Origin of the sequence: Pseudomonas sp. FJ2-5-13 (genome assembly GCF_029201605.1) — a bacterium.
In the GTDB taxonomy this organism is placed as follows: domain Bacteria; phylum Pseudomonadota; class Gammaproteobacteria; order Pseudomonadales; family Pseudomonadaceae; genus Aquipseudomonas; species Aquipseudomonas lactis.
The window spans coordinates 515,002-534,075 of the sequence record NZ_CP104045.1; the positions used below are offsets into that span (position 1 = coordinate 515,002).

The following is a 19,074-nucleotide window of genomic DNA, read 5'->3' on the forward strand; positions in this document are numbered from 1 at the left end:
TCGCCTGCTTCGCGAGCAAGCCCGCTCCCACATGTGATCTGCGCTGTGCATGAAATTTATGCTTGGCACCCAACCCATGTGGGAGCGGGCTTGCTCGCGAATGAGCGCGAAGCGCTCAAATGGCTTATGCATGCGCGGCCTCCAGCACTATGCGCCCGCTTGAGCACGCCGCAACCCCATCGCGATAGGCGAAGTACAGCTTGCTACGCTCCCGATCAAAGCGCAGGTGCAGTTCGATGTGATCGCCCGGGCGCACCAGTTGCTGGAACTTGAGCACTTCCATGCCGGCGAACCGGGTGGGCAGGTCGAGCAATTGCTGGCCCAGGTTGAACGCCCATTCCACCTGCACCACCCCTGGCAGTACCGGGGTGACCGGGAAGTGCCCGCTGAAATAGGCCAGGTCCGGTGGGATGCTCAGTTGCAAGGTCCATTCACCTTCGGTTTCGACTTGCGCCAACACCTCAGGCCCTTTCGGGCGAGGCGCCAGCAACAAGGCTTCGATATCGGCCTGGGGCAGCTTGCCCTGGCTGTTCAGCGGCAATTGGCGCAGCACACGCCAGCGGCGCGGCAAGGCCAGGGCTTCGCAATGTTGGCTCAGGTGCTGGCGCAGGGTTTGGGTGAGGGTGCGGCGCCCTTGGTTGCGCAGGGCATGCAGCCCCGCGTCGCTGAGCACCACCACGGCGCCCAGGGACGCGCGGTTTTCCTGCACCACGCCCAGGCGGGTGTCGGCCACCCATTCATGGGCGATCAGCGCTTGCTCCAACATCGGCAGGGAGATGCGTTTTTCTTCCAGCTTGACGATACGGTCCAGGCGGCCCAGCAGTTCAAACCGGCCATCGGCATGGATGCGTGCGGCGTCGGCGGTTTGTTCGATATGCCCTGCGGGCAGGTATGGCGAGGCGATGCGCAGTGCTCCTTCAGCATCCTGGCTCAGTTGCACATCGGCAAACGGCTGCCAGGGTTGCGCGCCCTGGCGCCAGGCGATACCGCCGGTTTCCGAGCTGCCGAGGATTTCTGTGGGCCATTGCTGCAAGCGGTCGTAGAGGCTGCCGGCCGCGTCAACCGGCAACGCGCCACCGGAGGAAAACACCCGGGCAACCTGGCTCAGAGCCGGCCAGTCGAGGTTGTCGCCCATGCGCTTGAGCAGCGCAGGGCTCGCCACCCAGGCAAATTGTGGGTGCTCACGGCTGGCGCGCTGCATGTCTTCGGGGAACGCCAGTTGCTTGCGCACAAAGGTGCGGCCGGCGCACAGCGGCCACAACACGCGAAACAGCAAGCCGTAGATGTGCTGGGTGGCGACGCTGCCGATGATGCACGCGCCTTTGAGGTCTGCGCCCCACAGCGCTTCCAGGGCCTCTACTTCATTGGCCAACTGGCGCAGGGACTTGTCGATGCGCTTGGGCTCGCCGCTGGAGCCGGAGGTGCACAGGCTCAGTTGGCAGTTGTCTAGGTCGAGGGCGGCGGCGCTCAAGGGCGCTTGATACAGCGCGTCCAGGTCGCTGGCGTCCACCAGCCAGGCATCCACGGCAGCGGCCCAGCGTTGGCGCGTCTGGGGTTGCAGGTCGGCGGGCAGCAGCACGCTCGCACCGGCCCGCCAGGCGCCCAGCAGTGCAATCGCCAGCAGCCCGGCGTCTTCCAGGTGCACGGCCAGGCGCCGGATGCCCCGGGCCTGCAAGCCAGCGGCGAGGCTCAAGGAGCGCTCGCACAGTTGCGCGTGATTCATGGCGGGCTCGGTAGTCACCCCACGATCCTGCAGTGGCTCAAGCAGCAAGTGCTCAAGTTTCAACCCTTTCATACGCGGCCTCGAACCCTTTGTCGTACCAGCCATTCCACGGCAAACAACAGGCCCATCAACCCGTAGGCGATCAGACCGTTGTACAACGTCCACCAGCTCAGCGGCGCCCACAGGGTGAGCGCGGCGGCGAGCAGGCCATTACAGAGAAAAAACACACTCCACACCAGGGTGACCTGGCGGGTATACACCACCGCGTGGGGCGGCAGGTGCGGGTCGGTCATGCGCGCCAGGCGCTCGACCATCGGCGGGCCGTATTTCAGGCTCAGGCCGAACAGCGCCAGCATGAACGCGCTGACCAGGCTCGGGTACCAGCGCAGCCACTGCGGGTTATCGAACCAGGCCAGCGCCAGGCAAAACACGATCACCACCACCGCCATCCACCGGCTGCCCGGGCGCTGCGCAGCGGTGAGCGCGCGCAACAGCCACAGGCTGCCCAGCAATAAGCCGAACTGCCAGGGTGCAAAGTGCTCGGTGCCGTAATACACCGCGAAGGGGTACAGCAGCCCCGCCAATAACAGGCCAAGGCCGATCAGCCGGCTCATGCGGCGGGCTGGACCAGACGGTACACCGCCTCTACCACGTCGTTCACGGTGCGTACCGCCTTGAATTCTTCGGCGGCAATTTTCTTGCCGGTCTGACGCTTGATATGGTCGATCAGGTCCACGGCGTCGATGCTGTCGATTTCCAGGTCCTGGTACAGGTTGGCGTCCAGGGTGACGCGTTCCGGGGGCAGTTCAAACAGTTCCACCAAGGCGTCGCGCAGGGTGTTGAAAATATCGTCACGAGTTTGCATGGTACGGTCTCAAGCTGCCTGTCGGGCCGTGACGAACGCCGCAAGGCTGGCCACGTTGGTGAAGTGATTGCGGGTGTCCTTGGCGTCGGCATCAATTTTGATGCCGTAGGTTTTCTGGATCGCCAGGCCCAATTCCAGGGCATCGACCGAGTCCAGGCCCAGGCCTTCGCCAAACAGGGTCTGGTCGCTGCCAATATCCTCGGCGCTGATGTCTTCCAGGCCCAGGGCCTCGATGATCAGTAGCTTTATGTCGTGCTCAAGGCGGTGTTGGTCGCTCATCTTCGGCGAGCTCCTTAATGAAATAGTGATGCAGGTGATCGTTGAGCTTGCGTGAAGCCTGGGGCGCGGGCCCGACGGCGGCAAACGCTTGTGGCTCTATATCGGCGCCCACGCGCAAACTGAAGTGAAATCGACGGTGGGGGATGCGATACCAGGGTTCGGCCTTGGTCAGGGTGGTGGGGCTGACCTTGATCACCACCGGGGTGATGATTGTCGCACCCCGCAGGGCAATGGCCGCGCCGCCGCGATGAAAGGCCGGCGCGGCGCCGGGCGTGGTGCGGGTGCCTTCGGGAAAGATGATCAGCGTTTGGCCGGCGCGCAGGGCGTCGGCTGCGGCATCGAGCATGTCGGCGCTGCCGTCGTTGCTGATGTAGCCGGCATCGCGCACCGGGCTGCGGGTGAACGGGTTCTGGAACAGGCTCTGCTTGACCACGCAGTTGGTCTGGCGCATCAGGCCGATCAGGAACACCACGTCGATCAGCGACGGGTGGTTGGCGACGATCATCTGGCCAGGGCGGCCAAGCTTTTCGGCACCCTCGACGCTGTACGTGAGAATGCCCAGGCCCTTCATCAAGCGAATAAAAAACCAGAACAGGCAACTGATGGTGTGGCGTGCACGCCGTTGGTGCTGGCTGGCGTCGCCCGGCAGGCAACTGAGCAGTGGAAACACCAGCAAACGCAGGCACAGCCCGCCGATGCCAAACAGGCAAAAGCTGAGGGCCGTGGCGAACAGGCGCCAGTAATAGGCCTGCCGTGGCTTGTGGGTCAGGGCTTGCGTTGCCAGTTCCATACTCGGTTCTTCCAGGCATGTTGGCAGGCGCCCTGATCGGTCAGCAGGGTGCGCAGCAGGTTCAGGGCGTGGGGCCACTGGGTTTGAGTGAGTTGGACAGTGCCGGTGGTGAGTTCCAGTTGCCACTCGTCGCCCGGCGTGAGCAACAGGCCGAGGGCGTAGGGGAAGGGTACATCCGTGATCCAGCTGGCATAGGCTTGGGGCGGTTGTTCTTCGGTGATCACCAGCAACACGGCGGGTGCGCCTTCGTTGAGCAACGCGGCGGCTTCGAGCAGGCCGTGTTCGAGGCCATCGCCGGCGGCGGCGAGGGCGGTCATCTCGCTGGTTTCATTACGCAGGATCGACCACAGGCCGATCACCGCGTTATGCACCGACAGGCTGAACTGAGTGGGCGACAGCGGCTGCTCGTTGGCCAGGTCGCTGAGGATGTCCAGGGTGCGCGGGGTTTCGCCGTGGCGGGAAATGAACACCAGCGGCAGGTCTTCCAGGCCCTCGGCCAGCGGCCAGCCGACGCTGAACGCCATGCGCGCCAGCCGGCTCAAGCGGCGGCGCTGCATAGCTGGCAAAAATGACACATCGGGGGACGCTTCGCTGGCAGGCAGCAACACCGGGTCCCGGCACCAGGCGTGCCAGTCGTCCGCGCTCTCAAGGCCAGGAGCCCAGGCGCGCCATTGGGCGATGTTGAAGTTGATCACTGAGAAGTTATCCCGCCCCTGCGGGCTTCCATGTGCGGCCAATGGCCCCGGATTCCGGGACAGGGAGCAATGGCCGAATGGCGCGCATTATCCCGGTGCCGTGGAGTTCTAGCAAATAGTGGTGAAAATTTGTTCACTATTGATCACAAATAAGTTGGAAGAACTTACAGATTGTTGGTCATGGCTGATCGACCGTGGAATAGGCGCACTCCTATTTGTTTGTTAGCCAGATGCGGCGCCCGGATGAACGAGGTAGCTAATGGGCGCTTTTGCGCTCTACACTCGGGCATTCATTGATACACGGAGGTTTTTCCATGCGGCGCGTGGTGTTCAATCAAAAAGGCGGTGTGGGCAAGTCCAGCATCGCCTGCAACCTGGCGGCGGTCAGCGCCAGCGAAGGTTATCGAACCCTGTTGGTGGACCTCGATGCACAGGCCAACTCCACCCAGTACCTCACCGGGCTGACGGGTGACGACATCCCCATGGGGATCGCGGATTTTTTCAAGCAAACCCTGTCTACGGGGCCGTTTTCGAAGAAGAACAGGGTGGATATCTACGAAACGCCCTTCGACAACCTGCACGTGATCACCGCGACCCCGGAACTGGCCGACCTGCAGCCCAAGCTTGAGGCCAAGCACAAGATCAACAAGCTGCGAAAGCTGCTGGATGAGTTGAGCGAGGATTACGACCGGATTTACCTGGATACGCCTCCAGCGCTGAACTTTTATGCGGTTTCGGCGCTGATTGCGGCTGATCGAGTGCTGATCCCCTTTGATTGCGACAGTTTCTCGCGCCAGGCGCTGTATGGCCTGCTGGCTGAGATCGAAGAATTGAAGGACGACCATAACGAAGGCCTGGAAGTGGAAGGCATTGTGGTCAACCAATTTCAGGCTCGTGCGAGTTTGCCGCAGCAGATTCTCGATGAGTTGATTGCCGAAGGGCTGCCGGTACTGCCGGTGTACCTGGCCAGTTCGGTGCGTATGCGTGAGTCGCACCAGGAGAGCAAGCCGCTGATTCATCTGGACCCACGGCATAAGCTGACGCAGCAGTTTGTGGACCTGCATAATTTGCTGGAAAACGCCTGACCTCGAGCACTGTGGGGGCCGGGCTTGCCCGTGACCGCTGACCTTGATCTAGCTGAGGCACCGCGACCCAAATGTGGGAGCTGGCTTGCCTGCGATGACGGCCTGCCAGCCGACACTTCTCTACCTGACACCCCACAATCCAACTGTGGGAGCGGGCTTGCTCGCGAAGGCGGCCTGGCAGTCAACACAGTTGGATTGGGTACATATCCATTCCTGCGGTAACGGCCACCTAGGGTTCCGCTCTGACAGCGGGTCACTTTTGGAAGGACCCAAAAGTAACCAAAAGGTCCTCGCCCCACCACTCGGCACCTCGCTCAGGCTCGGTGTGCCCGTAATCCGCCAGTGATTTGGGGGGCCGCCGCCACGCGCCATCCTTGGCGCGGGGCGGCTAAACCGGCATCCCTGCCGGTTTACCCCCCAAATCCCTGTCGAATTCCGGCCAGCGTGGTTTAACGGGGCGCCTAAGATCAAGAGCGACTCGCTTCGCATCGTGGAGTGGGTGGTCGGGCGCGGTTAATTGTGGGGGGGGCATTTCGGCAGGTGAGTTGGATTTGTCCCACAGGGTCTGTAGGACGTGTCTGGCAATTGGGCTTGTGCCTTGTAACCTTGCCTACAGCTACGCCAGAATCCGCCGGCTTGTGCGTCTGGATGGGCGTCTCTAAGGTTTGCCGGTCGCTGAATGTTCAGTGATCGGGTTTAGTAGCCCGACCGACCAAAGCATGTGCAACTGCTCCAAAAGCATGGCGTTTATCGCCTACCTGATGGTGGCTGTGCGCAGGGCACCTTCGGGTGCGCCGGTCTTTGCTTTGTTCCCCGGTCTACTAACCTGCGTACAGCTGCCACCCTTCGTTTAGTAGCGAAACGGTAGTGGCCCTATTAGGGAACAAATGCATGTCTATCCGTCTTTTCAATGTTTCACCCAACCTCCCCACCGAAACCCTCGTGCTCAACAGCTACGAAACCTTCTCTTCGGTGCGCACCTTGCTGCTCAACCTGTCCAACGACCTCACCGGCGAACACCGCGACGTAGCGCTGGCCATCCACCAGTTAAGCGAACTGGGCGTCATGCTGGTCAGCCAGATGATGGACCGCGAAGCCCCGCTGACCTGAAGGTAAAGCGCGATCCAAATGTGGGAGCGGGCTTGCTCGCGAATGCGCCGTGCCAGTCGCCGTACAAGCTGACTGACCCACCCCATTCGCGAGCAAGCCCGCACATGTGGCCAGTGTTGTTTTGTAGACCCAGTTATACCCCTTGGCTATGCAACCAACTCATCAACTGCGGCAACGGGAATGCCCCGCTCTGGCGCGCCACTTCGCGGCCGTTCTTGAACAGGATCAAGCTGGGAATCGAACGAATCCCCAGCTGCGCCGATAGCTGCTGGTTAGCTTCACTGTCCAGCTTCGCCAGCCGGCACTTGCCTTCCAACTGCCCGGCGGCCTGTTCGAATACCGGCGCAAACGACTTGCACGGCCCGCACCAGTCGGCCCACACATCGACCAAAAGCGGCAGGTCGCCCTTGATCTGGCTGGCATAGTCACCCTGTTTCAAATCAAAGGGTTTGCTCAGCAATACCGGCTGCTTGCAACGCCCACACTTGGGCGCGTCACCCAGGCGTTCGCCGGGGATGCGGTTGAGGCCGTTGCAATGTGGGCAGGGGATTACAAGAGATTCGGACATCGGGGGCTCCTTGGGGGCGGCTATTGGCTTCAATCTGGTGTCGGCGACGCGGTTTATCAACACTCGAAAAAAGGACAAAGCATGAACGACGCTCTGAAACTGGCCATTGAGCATTGGCCTTACTTCGCTACGCTGCTGCGCAAACCCCAAACCGAAGATGATTATGGCGCCTTGGTCGAGGCGATTGATGAGCTGCTCGATATCACAGGAGAAGATGAAGACCATCCAATGAGTGAGCTACTGGACATCATTTCTGACTGGGTGGAGGCCTATGATCTGGAGCGTCAGCGTATGCCTCAGATCTGATGAGCCTACTCACCGCAGAATAATCCGACCGTCTTTAGGGCTTACGATGAACAACTAATCTCCAAATGCTTGCCCCAATCCGGCGGCCGTTGCGCGTATTGCTCCATCCCCGCTTGCTCCTCAAACGGCCTGGTCAGCACTTCATGCAGCCTTCGCACTTCGCTGTAGTCGCCGGATTCGGCGGCGGCGATGGCGTTTTGGGCCAGGTAGTTGCGCAGGATATACAGCGGGTTGACCGCGTGCATGCGCTCACGGCGCTGTTCCTGGGTGTAATCCCCGTCCCGCGCAACGCGGGCCTTGTACCGCTCGGCCCAGGCATCGAAACCGGCCAGGTCGACAAAGTCATCACGTAGCCGCGCCACGGCCAGTGCAGCGGGTTCATCGCCCAGGCGTCGGAAAAACAATGTGTAGTCCACGCCGCTGTTCTGCATCAGCTTGAGCAAGCGCTCCACCAACTGCTGGTCGTCGTCTTCGGCGGTGGTCAGGCCCAGGCGGCGGCGCATCAGGTCCAGGTAGTGCGCCTGGTACAGCGGCAGGTACAGGCCCAGGGCTTCCTTCAGCGCGTCAACGCTGATGAACGGCGTGAGCGCCTGGGCCAAGGCGCTGAGGTTCCACTGCCCGATAGGCACCTGGTTGCTGAAAGAGTAGCGGCCTTCATGGTCGGAATGGTTGCAGATGAAGTGCGCGTCAAAATCATCGAGAAACGCGAAGGGCCCGAAGTCGAAGGTAATGCCCAGGATCGACATGTTGTCGGTGTTCATTACACCGTGGCAAAAACCATAGGCCTGCCATTTGGCGATCATTTCGGCGTTGCGCTCGACGATTTCGCGGAACATCGCCAGGTAAGGCTCGGGTTGCTCGCGGCACTCGGGGTAGTGCAGGTTCAGCACGTGTTCGGCCAGTTCGGCCTGCTGCTCGGGTTTCTTGGTGTAGTAGAAGTATTCGAAGTGCCCGAAGCGGATGTGGCTGTGGGCCAGGCGCAAAACCATCGCGCCGCGTTCCTGTTTCTCCCGCCATACCGGCGTGCTGGAGCCGATTACGCACAGGGCACGGCTGGTGGGGATGCCCAGCGCATGCAGGGCTTCTGAGGCGAGGAATTCACGAATCGAAGAGCGCAACACCGCCCGCCCGTCGCCCATGCGTGAGTAAGGCGTCATCCCGGCGCCCTTGAGGTGCAAATCCCAATGCTCGCCGGCCTCGTTATAGACCTCGCCCAGCAATAATCCGCGGCCATCGCCCAACTGAGGGGTATAGCCGCCGAATTGATGCCCGGAATACACCATCGCCCGTGGTTCTGCCTCGGCCCACAGCTTGTGGCCGCCGAACAGCTCGGCAAATACCGGCGTTTGGGCCACGGCCGGGTCGAGGTCGAGCAGGGCCATGGCGGCCTTGCTCGCGACGACCAGGCGCGGCTCGTCGAGGGGCTCGGGCAGTACGTGGGTCGAGAATGCGTCGCCCAGGCGTGCGAAGCGGTTGTCGAAGGTCAGTTCGTCGAGGGCTTTCACCGGCCATCTCCAGCAGAATGTCCGAGCATTCTGCTGGGGATAGGGCGTTTAGTCGAGTTTGCTGGGTGGCGGCTCCGGCGCATCCACCACTTTGCCTGCAGGAGGCTCGGGGGCGTCGGGCTTGTCGAGGGGCTCGGCAATGGTCTTGCGCTCGTCTTCGGCCGGCACCAATTTGTATTCCTGGCCGTGAAGGTTCTTCAGGTAGATCTCCATCTGCCGGAACGAGATGTTGATGTGCTGTTTCTTGAACTCACGATTGATGTAGCGGTTGACCTCGTCCAACACCGGGTTACGGTCGCCCAGATCGCGAACATGCATGCGCAGTTCGTGGTCGAGGGTGCTTTCGCCGAAGTTGAGGAAGTACACGTGGGGTTCCGGCTCTTTGAGTACCCGTGGGTTTTCTCGCGCCGCCTTGAGTAGCAATTCCTTCACCAGGTCCAGGTCGGAGCCGTAGTCCACGCCCAGTTTCAGGGTGACGCGGGTGATGGTGTCGGTCAGCGACCAGTTGATCAGTTGCCCGGTGATGAAGGTCTTGTTGGGGACGATGATGTCCTTGTTGTCGAAGTCGGTGATGGTGGTGGCGCGAATGCGGATCTTGCTCACCGTACCCGACAGGTTGCCGATGGTGATGGTGTCGCCAATGCGCACCGGGCGTTCGAACAAAATCATGATGCCGGAGATGAAGTTGGCGAAAATCTCCTGCATACCGAAACCCAGGCCCACCGACAGCGCGGCAACCAGCCATTGCAGTTTGTCCCAGCTCACGCCGAGGGTGGAGAGCGTGGTGACAAAGCCCACGCCAGCAATAATGTAGGACAGCAAGGTGGTAGTGGCGTAGGCGCTGCCTTGGGCCAGGTCGAGCTTGGACAGCACCAGGACTTCCAGCAGGCCGGGCAGGTTGCGCGCCAGGGCGAAGGTGATGCCGATGATGATCGACGCGCCCAGCAGGTCGCCGATGCTGATGGGCACCATGCTGATATTCGTACCCGTGCCGCTGGTGTATTCGTACAGGGTGACATTATCCAGGTACGAAAATACCGAGATCAGGTCTGACCATACCCAGTACAACGCCGCGATAAAGCCGCCGAGCAGGGCCAGGCGGATCAGGCGCATGGACTGTTCGTTGACCTGCTCGATGTCCAGGGTCGGCTCTTCGATCACCGCTTCGCCGTCACCGGCCTCCTTGGCGGCCTGGCGTTTGGCCAGGGCGCGGGCGTAGGCCAGGCGCCGTGCTGCAACACCCAGGCCGCGCACAAAGGTGGCTTCGATCACCAGCCAGAACATCAGCAGGTACAGGGTGTTGATCAGCCGGTCGCTGAGCTTCAGCGCGGTGTAGTAATAGCCAAAGCACACGGCAATAAACAGCGCGATGGGCAGGGCGGTGAACACCACCCCGATCGCTTTGCGAAACAGCGAGGCCTTTTCGTGGGTTGGGCTGTTCAGCAGCAGGCGGCCCAGCAGCCAGGCCATCAGCCCGTAGCAGGTCAGTACCACGGCGATGCCCAGCACGTCGTCGGCCAGCGCCGCCGGTTGGTGTTCGGCAATCGCGACCACGGCCACCAACGCCAGTACCACCAGGCCAAGTTTGCGTATCCAGCCTTGGAGGAATTCGACCTGGGGCCTTTCCCAGCGAAAGTGCAGCTCCGCCACGCCGCCCGGGGCGAGGATGCGGTAGGCGGTGTAGAACACCAGCCAGGCTTGGGCGATCTGCAGCAAGGCCGCGCCCAGGTTGGCGTTTTGCCCTCGGGCGTCGATCTGCAACGCATAGCCGCACAGCGCCAGGCCCAGGGCCACGGGCATCGCCAGCAGGATGTTGATCAGGATGGCCTGCGGCGTATGCCACTGGCTGTCGCGCTTGAAGTGGCCGATGTCTTGGTGAACCTTTTTCAGGCGCACATACAGCGCATTGCGCCGCCACAACAGCGCGCCGATCAGCAACAGCAACGGCAGGAACAGCAACGGGCGTTGGGTCAGGCCGTCATACAACTCGCTGACGCTGGACGCCCAGGGCAGGGTGGTGACCTGCTTGCTCAGGTGCGCCGGTACGGTTTCCAGCCATTCGGTGTCCAGCGGCTTGTTGCTGGGGATCCAGAACATTTGCTCGTCGAGCGTGGCGCGCAGGGTGCTGGCGGTGCTGAGCAGTTGTTTCTGGTTCAGTTGCAGGGTGATGGATTCGTTGAGCAGTGCGCTCAGTTCGCGGCTCAGGCGTTCCAGCAGGTCGCTGCGGGTGATCGCCACTTCCAGCAGGGTGCGGCGCAGTTGCGGGGTGACTTCATCTGGCGGCTGGTTGGCCAGCAGGTTGTCCACATAGGCGCTGGGGGAGGTGATCAGCTCTCGCTGTTGGTTGACCTCGAACTGGTACAGGCGAATGTTGGCGATGTCGTCGGCCAGGTCTTTGTCCACGGTCAGACGCGGCAGGGCCTGCTTTTGTTTATAGAGAATCTTGGACAGCAGCAGGCTGCCCTTGAGCACGTTGATCTGCTCGTCCAGGGCCGAATCGCTTTGGGTCACGGTGTCCAGTTGCTGCTTGGTCTGCAGGTTTTTCTGGGTCAGGTCGTTGAGGCGGTCGGTGCTTTTGAGCAGGTAGTCGGACAGCTTGAGGTTGTCTGCGCTTTCCTTGGCCAGGATGCTACTGCCGCCGGCTTTCTGCGCTTCAATGGACTGTTGGGTCACCGTCTGCTGGGACTGGGCCAGGCGTTTCTGGTTGATCAGGGTTTGCAGGTCCTGGATTTCTTGCTCCAGGCGGGCGGTTTTTTCTTGGATCAGGTCGTGCTGGCTGTTGCCCAGGTCTTGCAGCTGGCTGTTGCCGGCCAATTCCTGGCGGCGCAGGGGAATCAAGGCATTCAGGGCCGCCAGTTCGGCGTTGAGCTGGTTGCGCTGGTCGCTGCTGAGGGGCTTGCCGTTGTCTTTGCCAAGCTTGAGCGTCGCGTTGATTTGCTGGATGCGCGTCTGGCTGCTGCTGATTTCGGTCTGGGCGCGCTCGGGGCGGGTCTGGGCGGCGATGGTCAGGCTGTTGGCGTCGGCCAGGTCTTTTTGCAGGTCGCCTTGCTGGGTGCTGCGTTGCACCAATAACTGCTCAAGCTGCGGTACCGGCAGGCTGGCGTAGCGCTGGGCCACCGGGATGATTTTGGTGGCCTTGAGGCGCGCCAGCTCACGCTGGTTCTCATTGGTCTGGCGCGGGGCCTCTTCCAGTTGGCGCTTGAGGTCGGCCAGGCGCTGCTCGTAATCCTGCTGATTGCCCAGGTAGGTCAGGGTCTGTTGCAGGGTCGCCTGCAGCGCCTTCATGTCGGCGTCAGGCAGCTTGCGGTCGGGCAGTTTATCCAGGCTTTGCTGGACGGCTTCGGCGCTGGGCGGGTCGGCGGCGTATACGCTGCCAACACAAAGGGTCAGGCCCAGCAGGGCAGTGGCGAGAAAAGTACGCAGGGTTGGCATAGAGACCGGTCTTGCAAAGTGAAGAATCGGGGCGTCGTTGTCCCGCAGTTTAGAGGAAGAGTCCGGGGCCCGGGCGACTTCCTTCGGGGAATCTGACGCCGACTTTGCCAATCTTGTTCCCGTCCATGACGGCGACGGTCCAGATAGTGTTGTTCCATTCCACCTGGTCGCCGACTACCGGTGCACCGCCAACCTTTTGGGTAATGAAGCGGCTCAATGGCATGTCCGGGTCGATACCTTCAAGCTTGAGCCCGTACAAGGCCGAAACCGCGCCCAGCTGGGCGTCGCCTTCGAGTACGAAGTCGCCGAAGAAGCGCAAATCGAGGCCTCGTTGCGGCGCCTGGCTGAACAGTTTGCCCAGGGCCGGCAGGTTGTGTTCGTGGCCGATCACACAGAGCAAATCGCCGACTTCCAGCACCGTACTACCCGACGGATGGAGCAGTTGCTGGCCACGAAACAGCGCCGCGATGCGCGTGCCTTCGGGCATTTTCAGCTCGCGCAGGGCCGCGCCGATGCACCATTTTTCTGCGCCCAGGCGGTAGACGAACAGCTCCCACTCGCTGGTAACGTGCACTTCCAGGGCCGCTCGGGAGATCGGCGCCGGGTCTGGCGGTACGGTGACTTTGAGCAGCTTGGCCACCCACGGCAGGCTGGTGCCCTGCACCAACAGCGAGACCAGCACGATAAAGAACGCCAGGTTGAAGTACAGCTGTGCATGGGGCAGGCCGGCCATCAGCGGGAACACCGCGAGGATGATCGGTACCGCGCCGCGCAGGCCGACCCAGGCGATAAAGGCTTTTTCGCGGCCGTGGAACGCCTTGAATGGCAGCAGGCCAACCATCACCGACAGTGGCCGCGCAAACAGGATCATCCACAGTGCCAGGCCCAGGGCGGGCACGGCGATGGGCAGCAGGTCATGGGGCGTGACCAGCAGGCCCAGCACCAAGAACATACCGATCTGCGCCAGCCAGGCCATGCCGTCGAGCATATGCAAAATGCCATGGCGGCTGCGCACCGGGCGGTTGCCGATCACCAGCCCGCACAGGTACACGGCGAGGAAGCCGCTGCCGTGCAGGGCGTTGGTCAGGGCGAATACGAACAGGCCACCGGCGATCACCAGGATCGGGTACAGGCCGTTGGCCAGGTTGATGCGGTTGACCAGTTGCAACATCAACCAACCGCCGCCCAGGCCTACCAGGCCGCCGATGCCGAATTCACGGATCAGGTGCGTGAGCAGGCTCCAGTGCAGGCCGGTCTGGCCGCTGGCGAGCATGTCGATCAAGGTGACGGTGAGGAACACCGCCATCGGATCGTTACTGCCCGATTCGATTTCCAGGCTGGCGCTGACCCGCTCGTTGAGGCCCTTGCCGCCCAGCAACGAGAACACCGCCGCAGCGTCCGTGGAGCCGACGATGGCGCCGATCAGCAAGCCTTGAATGATGTTGAGGTTAAACAGCCAGGCCGCGGCCATGCCCGTGAGGCCGGTGGTAATCAACACCCCCACCGTGGCCAGGGACAAAGCCGGCCACAGCGCCACGCGGAAACTCGCCACCCGGGTGCGCAGGCCGCCGTCGAGTAGGATCACGGCGAGGGCGAGGTTGCCCACCAGATAGGCGGTGGGGTAGTTATCGAAAATGATGCCGCCGCCATCGACCCCGGCGGTCATGCCCACGGCCAGGATAATCACCAGAATGGGGATGCCCAGGCGTGAAGAAAGCGAACTCACCAGAATGCTCGCAGTCACCAGCAACGCGCCGATCAAGAACAGGCTGTTGATGGTCGTCGCATTCAAAGGCAGTACTCCAGGGCAGGGGGGGCAGGACGCAAACTGACCATGCAGTCTGCGTGCCAGGGATTCTAACCTGTTGAATTGCTGCGCTGTCAAAAAGCTTTTGTGGCTGCGCATCGATCAAATGTGGGAGCTGGCTTGCCTGCGATTGCGGTGTGCCAGGCGCCAGGGGCGTTAGCTGATAGATTGCTATCGCAGGCAAGCCAGCTCCCACAGGGTATGCGGTGTGAGCAAAGGCTTATTTCAGAGGCGGAACCTTCCGACCATCCCGTTCAGGTCCACCGCCAACCGCGACAATTCGCCGCTCGCCGCACTGGTCTGGCTGGCGCCCGTGGCCGATTGCACCGACAGGTCACGGATGTTCACCAGGTTGCGGTCCACTTCCCGCGCCACTTGGGCCTGTTCTTCCGCCGCGCTGGCGATCACCAGGTTGCGCTCGTTGATCTCCACAATCGCCGTGTTGATGGTGTCCAGCGACAGGCCCGCGCCGCGGGCGATGTTGAGTGTCGACTCGGCGCGCTCGGTGCTGTTGCGCATCGAGTCCACCGCGTGTTCGGTGCCTGTCTGGATGCTGCCGATCATGCGCTCGATTTCGCTGGTGGACTGCTGGGTGCGATGGGCCAACGCGCGCACTTCATCGGCCACCACGGCGAAACCACGCCCGGCTTCCCCGGCTCGTGCGGCTTCGATCGCGGCATTGAGGGCCAGCAGGTTGGTCTGGTCGGCCAGGCCACGGATCACGTCCAGCACTTTGCCGATATCCCGCGACTCATTAGCCAGGTCGCCAATCAGGGAGGCGGTGGCTTGCACGTCGGTACTCATGCGTTCGATGGCGCTGACGGTTTCTTGCACCAGGTCGCGGCCGTCACCGGCAGACGTGGTGGCGTTGCGCGAGGCTTCGGAGGTGCTCACCGCATTGCGTGCGACTTCTTCCACCGCGCTGGTCATCTCGTTGACGGCAGTGGCGGCCTGTTCGATTTCGTTGTTCTGCTGGGTCAGGCCACGGGCGCTTTCGTCGGTGACTGCATTGAGCTCCTCAGCGGCAGACGCCAGCTGGGTGGCGGAGCCGGCGATGCGTTGCAGGGTGTCGCGCAGTTTGTGCTGCATCTTGGCCATGGCCGCGAGCAGGCGCCCGGCTTCGTCGTTGCCGTCCACGGTGATCGGCCGCGTCAGGTTGCCTTCGGCCACTTCTTCGGCGGCTTCCAGCGCCTGGGCGATGGGCAGGGTGATGCTGCGGGTCAGCAACCAGGCGAACAGCAAGGTCAGCGCCGTGGCAACCACCAGCAGGCCTACCACCAGGTCAAAGGCCATGTCGTATTGGTCTTTGGCGCGCTGGTTGGTGGCGTTGGCGTCGTTGTTATTGATGTCCAGCAAGCGGGTCAACACGGCGTTGACCTGCTCGGAGTTCTCCAGCAACTCGGTGTTGAGCAGGGTGCGCAGCTCGTTGACCTGATTGGCGCGAGACAGGCTCTTCATGCGCTCTTCAATCTGACGGTACTGGCCCAACAGGCGCACGTACTCGTTGTAGGCGTTGCGCTCTTCGGTGCTGGAGATCAGTTTTTCATAGATGCCCTGGGCTGTACGAATCTGCTGATTGCGCAGTTCAAAGGCTTCCAGGGTCTTTTGCTGTACGTCCGGCTCGCGGTTGGTCAGCAAGCGGTACGACAGCACGCGCAGGCGCAGGGTCAGTTGGGTGAATTCATCCAGGGCGCGAATGCTGGGCACGCTGGCCGAGGTGATGTCCTCGGTGGCTGCACGAATTTTGCTCATCTGGTTCAGGGCGAACACACCGAGCAACAACATCAAGGCGCCAATAAACGCGAAGCCGAGGAAGGCCCTCGGGGCGATATTCATATTACGAAGAGACATGCTGGAGTCCTGGGGGAGGCGCTATCCATGCGGCCATGAGACGAGGTGTGCCCGCCTTATCGGCCCTGCGACTAAAGTCTTAAGGGGGCGCGTGCTTTTGTCGCATCGGACCAGGGGTTGGGTGAGTTCAGGAACCAGATCGGGTAAATGCAGTCACTAAGGCTCGAAAGTGCGGCCCGGCCTTGCAACATCGGGCTGCGCGGCCAGGGATAACCCTGGCATCCGAGGTGAATTTTCTTTATCGTCACCGCCCTTTTTAAACGCCCGAGAAATCAAAATGTTAGAAGCATCCCTCAGCCAATTGGAACAACTGGTCAGCGACCTCGTACAGCAGAATCAAGAGCTGCTGGGCAGCAACGAATCCCTCAAGGCCGAGCTGGCTCGCGCCAAGGACGAAAACGAAAGCCTGCAACTGAACCTGATGGAACAGGAAGAAAAGCACGGCGCCACCGCCGCCCGCATCCAGGCGCTGGTTGAGCGTGTGAGTGCAGGGCCTGTCAGCGCATGAGTGAGGGCATAAAGGTCGTTTCGATTCTCGGAGAGGATTACTCGATCAAGGCACCGGCCGGCGAAGATCAGACCCTGATGCATGCCGTGACCATGCTCAAGGCCTCCCTGGCCGTTACCAAGAAAAAGTACCCGACCCTGATCGGTGACAAGCTATTGGTATTGGCCGCGCTGAACCTGTGCGCCGAGCAGATTGAAATGCAACAGGCGCACCAGCAGGAACTCGACCGTTACCAAGAGCAAGTCAGCGCCACGGTCGATGTGATTTCCAAGGTGATCGGTCAGCCTTAGAACCACTCGTCTTGCATGCCCAGGCACGTATCGTCGCGTGCCTCCAGAATCGCCAGTTCATGATGGCAGCTCGGTACTTCCCAGGTCAGGAAGTACCGGGCGGCCTGGAGCTTGCCCTTGTAAAAGGCCGCATCGGCCGCGTTGCCCTTGGCCAGCCCTTCTTCGGCGCGGATCGCCTGTTCCAGCCAGCGCCAGCCAATCACCGTGTGCCCGAACACTTTCAAGTACAGCGCCGAGTTCGCCAGGCTGCTGTTGACCTTGCCTTGGGCGAGATCGGTGAGTAGGCCAATCGTCACGCTTTGCAGCCGGTTTACCAGTTGCTCCAGGGGCTCTCGCAGTGCCGTGAGTGAAGGGTGCTTTTGTGCCCGGGCCCCGGTCTCGGCGATCAGGCGAATCAGTTGCTTCAAGCCGGCACCACCGTTCTGCGCCAATTTGCGCCCGAGCAGGTCCAGGGACTGGATGCCGTGGGTGCCTTCATGGATCGGGTTCAGGCGGTTGTCGCGGTAGTACTGCTCCACCGGGTATTCGCGGGTGTAACCGTGGCCGCCGAGAATCTGGATCGCCAACTCGTTGGCCTTGAGGCAGAACTCCGACGGCCAGGATTTGACGATCGGCGTGAGCAGGTCGAGCAGTTCGTGGGCTTGCTTGCGCTCGGTGTCGGTTTGCAGGGTGGTGGTGTCATCGAATAGCCGCGCCGCGTAGAGGCCGAGGTCAAAGGCACCTTCCACGTAGGCTTTCTGGGTCAGCAGCATGCGCTTGATGTCGGCGTGCTGGATGATCGCCACCGGGGCGGTGCTCGGGTCTTTGCTGTCGGGCAGGCGCCCCTGGGGCCGTTCGCGAGCGTAGTCCAGGGAATAAAGGTAGCCGGCGTAACCGAGCATCACCGCGCCCATGCCCACGCCGATGCGCGCCTCGTTCATCATCTGGAACATGCAGCTCAGGCCCTGGTGCGGTTTGCCCACCAGATAGCCGACGCAGTTGCCGTTATCGCCGAAGTTAAGCGCCGTGGACGTGGTGCCGCGCCAGCCCATCTTGTGGAACAGCCCCGCCAGCAGCACATCGTTGCGAGCGCCCAGGCTGCCGTCATCGTTGACCAGGAACTTGGGCACGATAAACAGCGAAATGCCCTTCACCCCCGCAGGTGCATCCGGCAACTTGGCCAGCACCATGTGCACGATGTTTTCCGACAGCGAATGGTCGCCACCGGAGATAAAGATCTTGTTGCCCTTGAGCCGATAACTGCCGTCAGCCGCAGGTTCCGCACGGGTCCGAATGTCCGACAGGGAAGAACCGGCATGGGGCTCGGTCAGGGCCATGGTGCCGAAGAAGCGCCCGTCGATCATCGGCTGCAGGAAGCGCTGTTTCTGCTCCTCAGTGCCGAAGCTTTCGATCAGGTTGGCGGCGCCCATGGTCAGGAACGGGTAGGACGTCGAGGCGGCGTTGGCCGATTGGAAGTGCGCGAAGCAGGCCTGGGACAATAGCGTCGGCAGTTGCATGCCACCTGCTTCAAAGCTGCGGGCTGCGTTGAGGAAGCCGGCTTCAAGGAAGGCGTCCACGGCCGGCTTGACCTCCGGAATCAGGATCGCCTGGCCGTTCTCATAGCGAGGTTCGTTTTCGTCGTTCTTGCGGTTGTGCGGGGCGAAGTATTTTTCTGCGATGGTGCGCGCCGTGCTGATGGCGGCATCGAAGGTTTCGCGGTTGTGCTCGGCAAACCGCTCGCGCTGGGTCAGGCCCTCGGCATCGAGGACTTCATACAGCTCGAAAGCCAGATTGCGGGAACTGAGCAGCGTCTCGGACATGGCGGCGTACCTTTGAAGGAATTGGCCTGAGTCTAAGTGCGCGAATGGAGGGTGGATAGCAAGATTGATTTAAGTGATAGAAGGGCAGAACGCTGGCGCAAGGTGGAGCGCGATCAGTGGGGTGGCTTGTTTGCGATGGGCATAGGTATCTACACAACTTTGTGGGTTGTAACAGCAGACGGTAACCACGATGCGAAGCGAGCCGCTCTTGATCTTGATCTGCTTTTGATCTCAGGCGCCCCGTTAAACCACGCTGGCCGGAATTCGACAGTGATTTGGGGGGTAAACCGGCAGGGATGCCGGTTTAGCCGCCCCGCGCCATGGATGGCGCGTGGCGGCGGCCCCCCAAATCACTGGCGGATTACGGGCACACCGAGCCTAAGCGAGGTGCCGAGTGGTGGGGCAAGAGCGTTTTGCTTACTTTTGCGCTTTTCAAAAGTGAGCCGCCGTCAGGGCGGAAC

General features: G+C 61.7%; 17 protein-coding genes. 5 read left to right on the top strand and 12 right to left on the bottom strand.

The window, feature by feature from the left end:
* Positions 1-124: 124 nt before the first annotated feature.
* Genes N2A98_RS02250 through N2A98_RS02275 form a run of 6 tightly spaced genes read right to left on the bottom strand, consistent with a single transcriptional unit; the run spans position 125 to position 4,352 of the window.
* Complete coding sequence (locus tag N2A98_RS02250) at positions 125-1,795, bottom strand: AMP-binding protein (protein WP_275622972.1); 1,671 nt, start codon at positions 1,793-1,795, stop codon at positions 125-127.
* Positions 1,792-2,337: a membrane protein gene (locus tag N2A98_RS02255; protein WP_047712413.1), complete on the bottom strand. Its 546-nt coding sequence runs from the start codon at positions 2,335-2,337 to the stop codon at positions 1,792-1,794. Before N2A98_RS02255 ends, N2A98_RS02250 begins: the two co-directional genes overlap by 4 nt.
* Complete coding sequence (locus N2A98_RS02260; RefSeq protein WP_003187949.1) at positions 2,334-2,588, bottom strand: acyl carrier protein; 255 nt, start codon at positions 2,586-2,588, stop codon at positions 2,334-2,336. The genes N2A98_RS02255 and N2A98_RS02260 overlap by 4 nt, the downstream gene beginning before the upstream one ends.
* 9 nt (positions 2,589-2,597) lie before the next feature.
* Entirely contained in the window at positions 2,598-2,867 is a 270-nt protein-coding gene (locus N2A98_RS02265; RefSeq protein WP_032893919.1) for a phosphopantetheine-binding protein, read from the bottom strand.
* Positions 2,845-3,657, bottom strand: coding sequence for a lysophospholipid acyltransferase family protein (locus N2A98_RS02270; protein ID WP_003187953.1), 813 nt, complete (start codon positions 3,655-3,657; stop codon positions 2,845-2,847). The genes N2A98_RS02265 and N2A98_RS02270 overlap by 23 nt, the downstream gene beginning before the upstream one ends.
* Entirely contained in the window at positions 3,633-4,352 is a 720-nt protein-coding gene (locus N2A98_RS02275) for a beta-ketoacyl synthase chain length factor (RefSeq protein ID WP_003187954.1), read from the bottom strand. Before N2A98_RS02275 ends, N2A98_RS02270 begins: the two co-directional genes overlap by 25 nt.
* A 314-nt stretch (positions 4,353-4,666) precedes the next feature.
* Between N2A98_RS02275 and N2A98_RS02280 the strand changes: the two genes are divergently transcribed.
* Positions 4,667-5,437 carry a ParA family protein gene (locus N2A98_RS02280; protein ID WP_034125599.1) on the top strand — a complete coding sequence of 257 codons (771 nt, stop codon included), beginning with the start codon at positions 4,667-4,669 and terminating at the stop codon, positions 5,435-5,437.
* An 891-nt stretch (positions 5,438-6,328) separates the two neighbouring features.
* A complete protein-coding gene (locus N2A98_RS02285; protein ID WP_014716607.1) occupies positions 6,329-6,547 on the top strand; it encodes a DUF6124 family protein in 219 nt (72 codons plus the stop codon).
* Positions 6,548-6,680: 133 nt separating this feature from the next.
* On the opposite strand, the gene trxC is transcribed toward N2A98_RS02285, so the two are convergent.
* Positions 6,681-7,115, bottom strand: coding sequence for a thioredoxin TrxC (gene trxC, locus N2A98_RS02290; RefSeq protein ID WP_044270835.1), 435 nt, complete (start codon positions 7,113-7,115; stop codon positions 6,681-6,683).
* 81 nt (positions 7,116-7,196) lie between these two features.
* Here trxC and N2A98_RS02295 point away from each other — a divergent pair, with 81 nt between their 5' ends.
* On the top strand, positions 7,197-7,421 hold the full coding sequence (locus N2A98_RS02295; RefSeq protein ID WP_275622973.1) for a hypothetical protein: 225 nt from the start codon (positions 7,197-7,199) through the stop codon (positions 7,419-7,421).
* A 41-nt stretch (positions 7,422-7,462) separates the two neighbouring features.
* On the opposite strand, the gene N2A98_RS02300 is transcribed toward N2A98_RS02295, so the two are convergent.
* The 4 genes from N2A98_RS02300 to N2A98_RS02315 all read right to left on the bottom strand — a co-directional run bounded on the left by N2A98_RS02300 (position 7,463) and on the right by N2A98_RS02315 (position 16,016).
* Entirely contained in the window at positions 7,463-8,926 is a 1,464-nt protein-coding gene (locus N2A98_RS02300; RefSeq protein ID WP_275622974.1) for a YdiU family protein, read from the bottom strand.
* 48 nt (positions 8,927-8,974) lie between these two features.
* Positions 8,975-12,358: a mechanosensitive channel MscK gene (mscK, locus tag N2A98_RS02305; protein ID WP_275622975.1), complete on the bottom strand. Its 3,384-nt coding sequence runs from the start codon at positions 12,356-12,358 to the stop codon at positions 8,975-8,977.
* Positions 12,359-12,407: 49 nt separating this feature from the next.
* A complete protein-coding gene (locus N2A98_RS02310) occupies positions 12,408-14,150 on the bottom strand; it encodes a potassium/proton antiporter (RefSeq protein ID WP_003187967.1) in 1,743 nt (580 codons plus the stop codon).
* Positions 14,151-14,390: 240 nt separating this feature from the next.
* Positions 14,391-16,016 (bottom strand): methyl-accepting chemotaxis protein, encoded by a 1,626-nt coding sequence (locus tag N2A98_RS02315; protein ID WP_078802366.1) that lies wholly within the window; start codon positions 16,014-16,016, stop codon positions 14,391-14,393.
* Positions 16,017-16,293: 277 nt separating this feature from the next.
* Here N2A98_RS02315 and N2A98_RS02320 point away from each other — a divergent pair, with 277 nt between their 5' ends.
* Entirely contained in the window at positions 16,294-16,524 is a 231-nt protein-coding gene (locus N2A98_RS02320) for a hypothetical protein (protein ID WP_044270846.1), read from the top strand.
* The gene (locus N2A98_RS02325; RefSeq protein ID WP_003187971.1) at positions 16,521-16,814 is read left to right on the top strand and encodes a cell division protein ZapA; all 294 of its coding nucleotides are present in this window, start codon (positions 16,521-16,523) and stop codon (positions 16,812-16,814) included. The genes N2A98_RS02320 and N2A98_RS02325 overlap by 4 nt, the downstream gene beginning before the upstream one ends.
* Here the strand turns inward: N2A98_RS02325 and N2A98_RS02330 are convergent.
* Positions 16,811-18,613 carry an acyl-CoA dehydrogenase gene (locus N2A98_RS02330; protein ID WP_125969414.1) on the bottom strand — a complete coding sequence of 601 codons (1,803 nt, stop codon included), beginning with the start codon at positions 18,611-18,613 and terminating at the stop codon, positions 16,811-16,813. The two genes, N2A98_RS02325 and N2A98_RS02330, sit on opposite strands and share 4 nt — an antisense overlap.
* Positions 18,614-19,074: the final 461 nt, after the last annotated feature.